Source organism: Anaerotignum sp. (assembly GCF_017483025.1).
In the GTDB taxonomy this organism is placed as follows: Bacteria; Bacillota; Clostridia; order Lachnospirales; family Anaerotignaceae; genus Anaerotignum_A.
Genome location: NZ_JAFUMA010000020.1, coordinates 1 through 11,464, shown reverse-complemented (window position 1 = coordinate 11,464; position 11,464 = coordinate 1). Strand labels below are relative to the sequence as shown.

Sequence of the window (11,464 nt, the reverse complement as noted above, 5' to 3'; positions counted from 1 at the left end):
TCCAACAATAGCGTAGATAATATCCGCGAAATCCGCGAAGAAGTAAAATATCCCCCTACCCAGGGACGGTTTAAAGTCTATATCATCGACGAAGTGCATATGCTTTCCAATAGTGCCTTCAATGCACTGCTGAAAACATTGGAAGAGCCCCCCGCACATGTTATCTTCATTCTGGCGACCACAGACCCTCAGAAAGTTCCTGCGACGATTTTGTCCCGTGTGCAGCGGTTCGATTTCCGCCGTATCACGACGGAGACCATCGCGGAAACCCTTTCGAAATATCTTTCGAAGGAAGGGCACAGAGCAACGCCCGAAGCTATCCGCTATGTGGCACAGCTGGGGGATGGCTCCATGCGAGATTCCCTGAGTATCCTGGACCAGTGCCTTGCCTTTTTCAGCGGCGAGGAAGTGACACTGGAAAAGGTGCTGGATATTATGGGCGCTGTAGACCAGACCATTTTCTTCGAGATGACCGAAGCCCTGGCCCAGAAAAATGCAAAAAAAGCTATGACACTGGTGGAAGAAATGATGCTTTCCGGCAGAGATGTGAAGCAGTTCGTGACGGAAATGCTGCAGCATCTGCGGAATCTTCTCATGGCGGCGACCATCCCCGATGCGAAAAACGTACTGGATCTTTCTCAGGAGGATGCGGAAAAATTGCAGGCGGCAACGAAAGTCCTTTCTCCCGAAGAGATCATCTATTTCATCGGAAAATTCTCCGACCTGCAGAGCGAACTGAAATGGGCACCCAACGAAAGAATTTTGCTGGAAGTGGAGCTGATGAAGCTCTGCGCCCCCTGGACGGAAAAGGACATCACCACACTGGCGGCTCGTCTGGGCGAACTGGAACGGAAGGTTGCCGAGGGCGTACAGGTCGTTGCCGTAGCAGCGGAAAGCACCGCTGCGACACCAAAAGAAACGCCCAAGCCCAAGCGCAAACCGCCCGCATTGCCGGAGGATAGAAAACAGGTGAAGGACCAGTGGGCACTGCTCCGCAACGATGTGGATGATGTGGTGCTGAAAAGCATGCTGGGTCAGGTGGATGTGGGCTTCAAGGAAGATGATTTCCTGTATCTCATCTGCGAATATCCTGCTCTGGCGGATATGGTGGAACGGGGCATCGATAAAATCTCTGCTGTTTTGGAAAAGGAAACGGGCAAGAGTTTCGAAATCCGCACCACTACCAAGGAAGAATACGATAAGTGGTATGAAGCGGCCTACGGCAAGCAGGAAGACGTTGCCACAGCGGAAGAAGATGCGGAATTTGCAAGCCTTCTGGGGCAATATTTCCCCGAAGCAGATGTTGAATAACCCCTTGTCATCAGGCAAGGATTCAGATAGAATATAAAAGATATGTAATTTAGAAAAAGATTTTAGGAGGAATGAAATATGGCAAAAGGCGGTTTCCCCGGCGGTATGGGCGGCATGAACATGAACAACCTGATGAAACAGGCACAGAAAATGCAGAAACAGATGATGGAAAAACAGGAAGAACTGCAGGCAAGAACACTGGAAATGACCAGTGGCGGCGGCGCAGTGAAAGTTGTTATCTCCGGTAAAAAAGAAATTCAGGAACTGAAGATCAACCCCGACGTTGTTGATCCCGATGATGTTGAAATGCTGGAAGACCTGATCATTTCCGCAGTCAATGAAGCAATTCGTCAGGTTGAAGAAATGTACAATGCTGAAATGGGCAGAATGACAGGCGGCCTGGGCGGCATGTTCTGATAAAGAAGGGATAGCATGAATTATTACGGCAACCCGGTAACAAGATTGATCGAAGAATTGGCGAGCCTGCCCGGTATCGGCGGCAAATCCGCCCAAAGGCTGGCGTTCCATATTATCCATATGCCCCGTGAAAAGGTGGCGGCCCTTTCCGAAGCCATTCTGGAGGCGAAGGATCAGGTGAAATACTGTTCCGTCTGCTGTAACCTGACGGAAGAGGATATTTGCCCTGTTTGCGCTAATGTGAAACGTGACCACAAGGTCATCATGGTGGTGGAAGACCCCAGAGATATGGCGGCCTATGAAAGAACGAAGGAATTCCATGGCGTGTACCATGTGTTGCATGGCGCCATCTCCCCCATGACAGGTGTTGGCCCCCAGGATATCCGTATCCGTGAGCTCATCAGCCGTATCGACGGCACGGTGGAGGAAGTCATCCTTGCTACCAACCCCAATGTTGAGGGCGAAGCAACGGCCATGTATATCGCAAAGATGCTGAAGCCTCTGGATGTGAAGGTGACTCGTATCGCCAATGGTGTTCCCGTGGGCGGCGACCTGGAATATGTGGATGAAATTACACTGTCCCGTGCATTAGAGGGCAGAAGAGAACTGTAAAAAGAAACCCCAACGAATTTTCGTTGGGGTTATTTTTTATACAAAATAAGACAATGTCATGCCGACGCCCCCTGCCAGTGAGCAGGCAACGACCAGGGCTTCCACAGCCTTGGTATAGCCGCTGATGAGGTTTCCCTCCAAAAGATCACGCATGGATTTGGAAAAGGTGACCCCGGGAAGCAGGGGCATGATGCTGCCGATAATGATATTATGGATATGGGAAGTGGGGAACAGAGGATGTATCCAGCAGGCACATTGGGCCGCTACGACACCGCCCAGAAATGGCCCGAAGAAATAGGGGACTTTTTTGGAATCAAGCCACAGATCCAGTACGCCCAGCAGCATCCCCACCAGAAAAGCAAGGAATCCATCCAGAATAGAGGGGACGGTGAGGTAAGAAAATCCTCCGGCAATGATGCCATAACCTGCGATATGCAGGAACGGGTGATATGCGGATTCATTGCGAATGGCTTCCACCTGCGCCAGGGCATTATCCAGAGAAATCTGCCCTGAGACGAAGGCACGGGACATGTTGTTGACAGCGCAGACCTTATGGAAATTGACCGTGCGGCTGTGGATGCCCCGCATCATGGAAAGGGGGCCTTTTTCCTCTCTGGGCAGGGTCACCATAAGGAGGGTGGAAAGGGCCTGGGCTTCGATTTTATCTCTGCCGGTAGTGGAAAGGATACGCTTCATGGTATCCTGCACACGGAAGGTTTCCGCTCCGTTTTTCAGCATGATCTCGCCGCTGTCCAATGCCAGATTGATCAGTTTTGTATCGTTATCCATTTCCGTCCTCCTTTCCGGGTATTTTTTCAATAAAAATGCTTACTGGTATAGTTTATCCGTCTTTTTCAAAATGTAAAGTAAAATAATTTTTACGGTAAGAGGGTTTTTTCGGCAAAAAAAGATCGGTGTTTTGGGTTTTTGCGGCAGTAGGGTCAAAAATAGACAAAAAGAAACCCAATGGTTTTTATGACCACTGGGTTTTTGTACGGTTTTCAGGCATCTTTTCGATTCAGATGGCGGGGGAAAAAGCTGAACCATTTCTGGGGCAGTACCAGCACGATAACGGAACCGATACCAATGGCGCCTGCCAGCTTAAAGGCAGTCAGGATATTGACTGTCGTATCCAGGGCGCCGCCCTCCATGGCAGAAGTGATGCAACGATATACGGCAGCACCGGGTACCAGAGGCAGGATGCCGGGGATATGATACACGATGGTAGGCAGCATGCGGTGATAGGAAAGGATACGGGCAAAGGATGTAGCCGCGCAGGTGGCCAGCAGGGTGGCAACGAAAGCTGTGCCGCCGTGGCGGATCACCAGCTGATAGGTCAGCCAGCAAATAAAAGCAGTCAGGCCGCTGTAAGGGATCTCTCTTCTGGGGGCGTTGCAGACGATGGCATAGGCCATGCAGGCAACGAATGCAATAAGAGGATGTACGATATAATAAAAGATTTGTTCATTCATAAGTTTTGACCTCCGATTCTTAGGACATATGGAAGATGGTCAGGGCGATGGCTACGCCGCCGGCAATGGAAACGGCATTGAGCAATACCTCCACGACCTTGGAATTGCCGCTGATGAGGTTGCCTTCCAAAAGATCTCGCATGGCTTTGGAGAGGGCAAGGCCGGGCAGCAATGCCTTCATGGTACCGATGATCATCTTATCCAGCTGGGTGCCGGGCAGGAAGAGATGGGCTCCGCAGGCCACCAGACCCGTTACCAGACCGCCCATGAGAGGGCCGAAGAAGAAAGGCACCTTTTTATCGCTCAGATAAACCAGTGTGGCGCCCATCAGCAGGGCAACGAAGAAGGAAACGAAGCCGTCCAGCACGCCGCCGCCTACCATGATGGCAAAGCCTGCGCCATTCAGAGCATAGGCCAGGGCACGGGTGCCGAAGCGGAAATTGGGGGCGTCATAGATGGCATGGCAGCGATCCAGCGCTTCTTCCACAGTGATCTGGCCGGAAACGAAGGCACGGGACATATCATTTACCGCGCAGATCTTTTCAAAGTTTACATCGCGGCTTTTTACGGCGCGGGCCATGGAAAGAGGCCCTTTTTCTTCTCTGGGAAGCGTTACGATGAGCAGGGTACACATGGCCAGTGCTTCGATCTTATCTCTGCCGGATACGGAGAGGATACGCTTCATGGTATCCTGCACACGGAAGGTCTCCGCCCCGGATGCCAGCATCAGCTCGCCTGCATCCAGTGCAAGGTTGATCAGTTGGGTATCATAATCCATATGGAAATTCCTTTCTTATTTTAAAAGCTTTTCAGGCATTTTGGTTGCACCCTATTAGTGTAGCTCTTTTCAAAAAAAAGTAAAGTATATTCTTTTAAAAACTTTTACACTTTTTTTATTCAAAATAGGAAGTTTTTTCGTTTGTCTGAAAAAGAAAGGATTTACAATGCCGGAAATAGTGCTATAATAGAAAAGAACTGAATAGTTTCAGAAAGCTGGGGGTGCTGCCGAGGAGCAGCTGAGAGGAATGTGTTTTCCAACCCTTTGAACTTGATGTGGTTAGTACCAACGGAGGGAAGCGAAATAAGAAAGTCAATCAAGACCTTTCCCGACGGGGAAAGGTCTTTTTTATGCCTTTCGCTTTTCCTTTCAGAAGAAAGGATGATGTTATGAAATTGACAGATAGATTGTATGAAGCGGCAAAGCCCATCTGGGATGGGTATTTGGATCAGCCCTTTGTGAAGGAACTGGGGGATGGGACACTTAGTATGGAACGCTTCCGCTTTTACATGATACAGGATTACCGTTATCTGCTGCAGTATGCCAAGGTGTTCGCCCTTGGGGTGGTGAAAGCGGAGGAGGAAAGGCTGATGAAGCTTTTCGCAGGCATGGTGCATGACACCCTGGATGGCGAAATGAAAATACATAAAGCCTATATGGCTAGGCTGGGTATTTCCGAGGAGGAGGTTGCCGCAACAAAGTCTTCCCTGACGAATCAATCCTATACTTCCTATATGCTGGATGAAGCCCATAAAGGCGGCGTGCTGGAAATTCTGGTGGCAGTGCTTTCCTGCGCATGGAGCTATCAGATGATTGGGGAGCATCATAAGACCATCCCCGGTGCCTTGGAGCATCCGATGTACGGCGAGTGGGTGAATGGCTATTCCTGCAAGGAATACTGCGAAAGCACACAGCTGATCATCGACCTTGTCAATCAGTATGGTGAAGGCATTTCCAAAGAAAGAGAAGAACATCTGAAAGAGATTTTTGTAAATTGCAGCCGATATGAGGCTGATTTCTGGACGATGGCCTACGAGTTAAAATATTAAGGAGTAAAACACTATGTTGGAATTTAAAAATGTGACATTCCAATACGAAGGGGACGAGGCCCCTATGATGACGAACCTGTCCTTTTCTGTGGAAGAAGGGGATTTTGTTTCCATCATCGGTGCCAGCGGCTGCGGCAAAAGCACCATTTTCCGCCTCATCAACGGGCTGGAACGGCTGCAGCAGGGCGAAATTCTGGTGGACGGCAAGCCTGTTTCCGCATTGAAGCAGTACAGCGCTTTCATGCCACAGAAGGACCTGCTGTTCCCTTGGCGCACTATCGAAAAAAATATCTGCCTGCCTATGGAATTGGCGGGCGTTTCCAAAGAAGAACAGGAAAAACGCTGTAAAGAGGTGCTGGAGCAGGTAGGTCTCTTGGATTATAGAAAAAAGTACCCCAAAGACCTTTCCGGCGGCATGAAGCAGAGGGTATCCTTTGCCAGAACGCTGCTTTCCGGTGCGGATATGCTGCTCTTGGACGAGCCTTTTTCTGCGCTGGATTTCCTGACCCGCGTGGATATGCAGGAATGGCTGCTGAAGCAGAGAGAACATTATCATAAGACGATTCTGTTCATCACCCACGACGTAGAGGAAGCCATTTTCCTTTCTAAAAAGATTTTTGTCATTCAGGACAGACCCTTTTCTTCTATGGAAATGGTGGAAGTGCCTCTGCCTGATAAACGAGATAGAAGTGACCTGAAACGACCTGAGATCGTTGAGTTAAAAGAACAGCTCATCGGCAAACTGAGAAGGAGCGTGAGCGTATGAAAAACATTTCTTCTCTGATTCTGGTATTCGTCCTGCTGCTCATCTGGCAGGGGGCAGCCATGGGTATCGATGCGGCATATATCCTGCCTTCTCCTGTGGAAATTCTGGTGAGATTGTGGGAACTGCGGGAACCACTGTTTCTGGAGCATCTGCCTGCGACCATGGGCGTGACTGCTCTGGGGCTGTGCATTTCCATTGTGTTGGGTATCATTCTGGCAATTTCCATGGACTGGAACCCCAGACTGGAAAAAGCATTGTATCCCGTTATCGTAGCATCCCAGACTATCCCCACGACAGCCATTGCGCCCCTGTTCATCCTGTGGTTTGGCTACAGCATCTGGAGCAAGGTTCTGGTGACCATCCTGATGACATTCTTTCCCATTGCCATCACCGTGTTCGATGGTCTGAAAGGGACAAAGCGGGAAATGGAAGAACTGCTGATTACATACGGCGCGACGAAAAAGGATATCTTTCTGAAATTGAAGCTGCCTACGGCTCTGCCCAATTTCTTCTCCGCCATCAAAATGGCTGTTCCCATGAGTGTCATCGGGGCTGCCATCGCAGAATGGCTTGGGGCACAGAGCGGCCTTGGCTATTTCAGTAAACGTATGATGACCCAGCTGGACGGTGCAGGCGTGTTCGCGCCTGTGGTGCTGCTTTCCGTGGTGGCGATGCTGACAGTTTGGGTAATTACCCTCATTGAAAATAAAATCATTACCTGGCGAAAGGAGCTCTAAGATATGAAAAAATTGTTTGCAATGATTATGACAGCCGTTCTGGCTTTTGGCGCAGTCGGCTGCGGCGGCAGCGAACCTGCAGCGGATGATGGCCTGGAAGATGTAACAGTTGTTTTGGACTGGTACCCCAATGCCCTGCATTCTTTCCTCTATGTGGCGCAGGAAAAAGGCTATTTTGCAGAAGAAGGTCTGAATCTGGTGGTAAATTTCCCTGCCAATACAAATGACGGTATTTCCCTGCCTGCAGCAGGTAAGGCGGATATCGGCATGTATTATCTGCAGGATGCCATCCTGACAGCGGTGGAAGAAGATGTGCCCATCGTTTCCGTTGGCTCCGTCACACAGGAATCCCTGAATGTTGTCATTTCCCTGAAGGAAAGCGGTATCGAAACAGCGGCAGATCTGGCAGGTAAAAAAATCGGCTACGCAGGCACAGCCCTTTCCGAAGCTCAGATCGAATGTATGCTGGAAAAAGCAGGCGTTTCTGCGGAGGATTGCGAATTGATCGACGTTGGCTTTGACCTGCTGACAGCAACGACAACCGGTCAGGTAGACGCGACCATCGGTAATATGGTGAACCACGAAGTGCCTCAGCTGGAAGAACAGGGCATCGAAATCAACTATTTCTTCCCTACAGATTTCGGCGTGCCTGAATATTATGAACTGGTATTCCTGGCTGGCCAGGATGCCGTAGAAAATAATCCCGAAAAAATCCAGAAATTTCTGCGTGCAGCCCAGAAAGGTTTCGACTTTATGCAGGAAAACCCCGAAGAAGCCCTGCAGATTTTGCTGGATAACCAGAATGCGGAAAACTTCCCTCTGTCTGAAACCGTGGAAACAGCAAGCATGAACATGCTGCTGCCCGTTATGGAAACAGCCGATGCGCCCTTTATGTCTCAGGATGTAGCCGTATGGCAGCAGAATGCAGATTGGCTCTATGAAATGGGCCTTCTGAGCGAGCAGGCGGATGTTTCCTTTATGGTGGTCGACCTGCTGGCTGAATGATAAAATAAAAAAGAAGCAGACTCTCTATTGAGAATCTGCTTTTTTTATGCTTATAATAAAGGAAGAAAATCGAAAGAAACCCTTCCCATGAAGCGCATGCTTTATGGCATTCGGGGTTCTAAGGGGAATGATTCCCCTTAGCGGAGCGCGAGGCAGCGCCTCGCACAAAGGAGGGTAATTATGAAAGCACTCATCACAGGTGCGACCAGCGGCATTGGCCGCGATATGGCCTTTATCCTGGCGAAAAAGGGCATCGACCTCATCATCGCCAGCCGCGATACCAAAAAAATGCAGCAGATCGCCCGCCGCCTGCCTGTAAACGTACGCACCATCACAGTCGATCTCTCCAAAGCATCCGACTGTTACTACCTATATAATGAAGTAAAAAATGAGGACATCGATATCCTCATCAATAACGCCGGCTTCGGCGCCTTCGGCCCCACGTGGGAAGTCCCTCTGGAAACGGAACTGAACATGCTGGACCTCAATGTCCGCGCCGTCCATATCCTGACGAAATTGTTCCTGGCAGATTTCCGCGCAAAAGACCACGGCTACATTTTGAATGTCGCCTCTTCCGCAGGCTTTCTTGCGGGCCCGCTGATGTCGACGTACTACGCCACCAAATCCTACGTCCTTCGCCTGACGGAGGCCATCCACGAAGAACTGCGCCAGTCCGGTTCCAACGTAAAAATCACGGCCCTTTGCCCCGGCCACGTGGAAACGGGCTTCGATAAACGTGCCAATGTGCGCCATTCCATCGGCGGTGTTTCTTCCTATAAAGTAGCCAAGGCAGGCATCAATGGCATGTTCCGTGGCAAAGTAGTGGTTCTCCCCGGCGTTTTGATGAAGCTGACCTACATCGGCGAAAAATTCCTCCCCGAATCCCTCATGCTGAAAGCGGCCTACGCGGCCCAATCCAAGAAAGGATAACGCTTATGCAAAAAACAAAAGAAATCCTCCAACTGACCATCAAAGGCTTCCTGGGCAAGGAAGTCGGCAAACGTGCCGCTTCTCTGACCTATTATCTGGTCTTTGCCATCTTCCCCTTCATCATCTCCCTGATCTCTCTTCTGGGTTTTCTTCATCTGCCCATGATCTCTCTGGAAGGGGACGCCGCGGCCTTTCTCCCTGCGGATGTCATCACATTATTAAACCTCACCATCGCCCACATGACGGAAACCTCCAACGGCGCCATCCTGACCTTCGGCCTGGCGTTCACCCTCTGGTTCCCCTACCGCGCAGTGAAAAACCTCACCGATGAAGTATCCGATATCTACGGCGAAGAAAAGCCCATCGGCCACACCAAACGAATCCTCATCCTCTCCTTTTTCATCCTGATCCTCATCCCCGTCATGCTGATCCTGATGATCATCGGGGAATCCGTTCTGGATTTCGTGGCCCAGTTCCTTCCGATTACAAGTCAATTCATCGCCATCTGGACGAAAGCCCGCTTCCTGCCCATGGCGATTGCCCTGATTTTGCTGATTTCGGCGATCTATTATTTTTCCCCGAATCGTCCCCCTGCGTGGGGGTTTATCCTTCCCGGGGCGCTCCTTTCCACGGCCCTCTGGATGGTTTATTCCTTCGGCTTTTCCTATTACGTGGATAATATGGGCAATTATTCCGTCATCTATGGTTCCATCGGTGCCATCATCGCCTTTCTCATCTGGCTGAACTGGTCCATGACGGCCCTCCTTCTGGGGGCGGTCTTCAATCAGGCCCTTCGGGAAGCAAATAAAAAAGAGGTCGAATGACCTCTTCTTTTTTTATGCATTTTCCCGCAGCTCGGGGTGGGCCGCAGCAAAGGCCTCGATATCCTCTTTGGCATATCCTTCCTCTGCCATCATCCATGCCGCATCCCAAACCCTGTTGGCGATGTACAGCTCCATATCGATGATGATTTTATCCCAGTTTTCATAGCCTTTCTGCTGTTCTTCCGTCAGGCTGTCCCAATCCAGCCCGGCTCTGCGCCAGCGTTCCGCCATGGCCATTTTTTCCTGCTGTTTTTCATCCAGTGCCTGAAATTTTTCCATCATTTCCTTTTCTCTTTCTTCCAGTGTCATAAAAAAACCTCCTTTATTTATTCTGTTTCAAATTCCACGATATCCTCTTCGCTGATCACGTCGAAGCAGATATCCAGTTGGGAAACCACCAATTTCGTGAGGGAATTGGTATAGAGTTCGAAATAATAGGTATGCCCCTTTGTGACGGGCAGGATAAGCCTTGCCTCGTTGATGTCATATCTCAGGCTGAAGCTGAGATAGCTTTCGCTTTTGGCGTAGTTCAGTTCGCCGGAAGCGGCAAAGGGTTCCAGTTCCAGATAGCTGCTGTCCAGGGCCTGATAGCAGGAAAGGGTATGGCTGTTGGTGGTGCTGGAAGCCGTGGTGGTATATTTCAGATGCAGCAGGATAGCCCCGGAATGTTTTGCCCGAAATTGGGCCAGCTTCAGCGTTTTGTAAGAAGAAGTGGTAGAAAGTTCAGCCAAAGCATATTGGCTGGTTTCTGTGGGTGCGTAGAGCTGTTCTTTCGCGGCGCCGCCTTGCAGCAATTCCAGCAGAGCGGCGTTGGCCTCCGCGGCTTCGGCCAGCTGGGCGTCGATGGTGTCCATGTTTTCGTTCCAATCCGCCACGTCGTAATAGTCCGCCTGATCTGGCTTGATCAGGCTGTAGTTTTCCGTAAATGTTGCCATAAAAAACCTCCTTTAAAACCTCTATAGAAATCAGTAGAAAATAAATTTATAGAAATAAGCGCTTATTTCTCTCCATTATAAAAAAGCCAAGTCTCCCACAGTCTCGATTTGTGAGAAATTGGCTTTTTTGCTTTTCTACTGATTTCTATTGTTTTTAGAGGTTTTTATGTTTTGGAGGCTCGCGCCGCTGCTTTGCGGCGCTCCTGACTTTTGTGTTCAGGTACTTAGCAGAATTCAATGATCCAGAGACCAACGATAAAAATATAGTTTAGACCTGGAGCGGTGAAAGTAACAGAATCTGTGTTTAGTTCATACTCAAGTTGTTCTGTAACAGTGCAGTCATCCTGCAGTCTTTCCAAAATGCAAAGGCATTTCGTTGGATCAACGGACTTGATTTTAATGGTTTTGGATGTTTTTCCTTGTAGATTGCCGCTAAGAGCTCTTTGCAGGGATTTGATTGCAGTAAATCCTGTACCGCTGTTGTTATTTGCCAGCAGAGAAAATAAAGTCTGTCCGTTTTCTGCAGGTGTCCCAATTTTGTCGCTGATTTCTTCTACCGCAGATTCATTTTCAGATAAGATACCGTCAAGTGTTTCAAAATTTTCGCTCAGCGGAGAAATGTCGTAAG

The 11,464-nt window shown here is 49.6% G+C and carries 15 protein-coding genes and 1 riboswitch; of the genes, 9 read left to right on the top strand and 6 right to left on the bottom strand.

Annotated elements, in window-relative coordinates; translation table 11 throughout:
• From dnaX to recR, 3 genes are all read left to right on the top strand, one after another.
• A partial coding sequence (dnaX, locus tag IJ369_RS01940) for a DNA polymerase III subunit gamma/tau (RefSeq protein ID WP_290715375.1) occupies positions 1-1,311 on the top strand: 1,311 nt, incomplete at its 5' end.
• Positions 1,312-1,389: 78 nt separating this feature from the next.
• Positions 1,390-1,728 (top strand): YbaB/EbfC family nucleoid-associated protein, encoded by a 339-nt coding sequence (locus IJ369_RS01935; RefSeq protein ID WP_290715372.1) that lies wholly within the window; start codon positions 1,390-1,392, stop codon positions 1,726-1,728.
• Between the two features lie 15 nt (positions 1,729-1,743).
• On the top strand, positions 1,744-2,340 hold the full coding sequence (gene recR, locus IJ369_RS01930) for a recombination mediator RecR (RefSeq protein ID WP_290715370.1): 597 nt from the start codon (positions 1,744-1,746) through the stop codon (positions 2,338-2,340).
• Positions 2,341-2,376: 36 nt separating this feature from the next.
• Here recR and IJ369_RS01925 read toward each other — a convergent pair whose 3' ends face one another.
• The 3 genes from IJ369_RS01925 to IJ369_RS01915 form a co-directional block, all read right to left on the bottom strand.
• Complete coding sequence (locus IJ369_RS01925) at positions 2,377-3,129, bottom strand: threonine/serine exporter family protein (protein ID WP_290715368.1); 753 nt, start codon at positions 3,127-3,129, stop codon at positions 2,377-2,379.
• A 212-nt stretch (positions 3,130-3,341) separates the two neighbouring features.
• Positions 3,342-3,812: a threonine/serine exporter family protein gene (locus IJ369_RS01920; RefSeq protein WP_290715365.1), complete on the bottom strand. Its 471-nt coding sequence runs from the start codon at positions 3,810-3,812 to the stop codon at positions 3,342-3,344.
• A 19-nt stretch (positions 3,813-3,831) separates the two neighbouring features.
• Entirely contained in the window at positions 3,832-4,590 is a 759-nt protein-coding gene (locus IJ369_RS01915) for a threonine/serine exporter family protein (protein WP_290715362.1), read from the bottom strand.
• 207 nt (positions 4,591-4,797) lie between these two features.
• A riboswitch (TPP riboswitch) is annotated at positions 4,798-4,904 on the top strand.
• A 75-nt stretch (positions 4,905-4,979) separates the two neighbouring features.
• On the opposite strand from IJ369_RS01915, the gene tenA reads away from it, so the two are divergent.
• The 6 genes from tenA (at position 4,980) to IJ369_RS01885 (ending at position 9,901) form a co-directional block, all read left to right on the top strand.
• On the top strand, positions 4,980-5,639 hold the full coding sequence (gene tenA / locus IJ369_RS01910; protein WP_290715359.1) for a thiaminase II: 660 nt from the start codon (positions 4,980-4,982) through the stop codon (positions 5,637-5,639).
• 13 nt (positions 5,640-5,652) lie between these two features.
• Positions 5,653-6,405 (top strand): ABC transporter ATP-binding protein, encoded by a 753-nt coding sequence (locus IJ369_RS01905; RefSeq protein ID WP_290715357.1) that lies wholly within the window; start codon positions 5,653-5,655, stop codon positions 6,403-6,405.
• Positions 6,402-7,142, top strand: a complete 741-nt coding sequence (locus tag IJ369_RS01900) for an ABC transporter permease (protein WP_290715355.1) — start codon at positions 6,402-6,404, stop codon at positions 7,140-7,142. The genes IJ369_RS01905 and IJ369_RS01900 overlap by 4 nt, the downstream gene beginning before the upstream one ends.
• A gap of 3 nt (positions 7,143-7,145) precedes the next feature.
• A complete protein-coding gene (locus tag IJ369_RS01895) occupies positions 7,146-8,147 on the top strand; it encodes an ABC transporter substrate-binding protein (protein WP_290715353.1) in 1,002 nt (333 codons plus the stop codon).
• A gap of 180 nt (positions 8,148-8,327) precedes the next feature.
• The gene (locus tag IJ369_RS01890) at positions 8,328-9,077 is read left to right on the top strand and encodes an SDR family NAD(P)-dependent oxidoreductase (protein ID WP_290715350.1); all 750 of its coding nucleotides are present in this window, start codon (positions 8,328-8,330) and stop codon (positions 9,075-9,077) included.
• Between the two features lie 5 nt (positions 9,078-9,082).
• On the top strand, positions 9,083-9,901 hold the full coding sequence (locus IJ369_RS01885; RefSeq protein ID WP_290715348.1) for a YihY/virulence factor BrkB family protein: 819 nt from the start codon (positions 9,083-9,085) through the stop codon (positions 9,899-9,901).
• Between the two features lie 12 nt (positions 9,902-9,913).
• Here IJ369_RS01885 and IJ369_RS01880 read toward each other — a convergent pair whose 3' ends face one another.
• The 3 genes from IJ369_RS01880 to IJ369_RS01870 all read right to left on the bottom strand — a co-directional run.
• Complete coding sequence (locus tag IJ369_RS01880) at positions 9,914-10,210, bottom strand: hypothetical protein (RefSeq protein ID WP_290715345.1); 297 nt, start codon at positions 10,208-10,210, stop codon at positions 9,914-9,916.
• 17 nt (positions 10,211-10,227) lie between these two features.
• Positions 10,228-10,836 (bottom strand): hypothetical protein, encoded by a 609-nt coding sequence (locus IJ369_RS01875; protein ID WP_290715342.1) that lies wholly within the window; start codon positions 10,834-10,836, stop codon positions 10,228-10,230.
• Positions 10,837-11,060: 224 nt separating this feature from the next.
• Positions 11,061-11,464 (bottom strand): hypothetical protein (locus IJ369_RS01870; protein WP_290715340.1); only part of this gene is annotated, 404 nt, incomplete at its 5' end.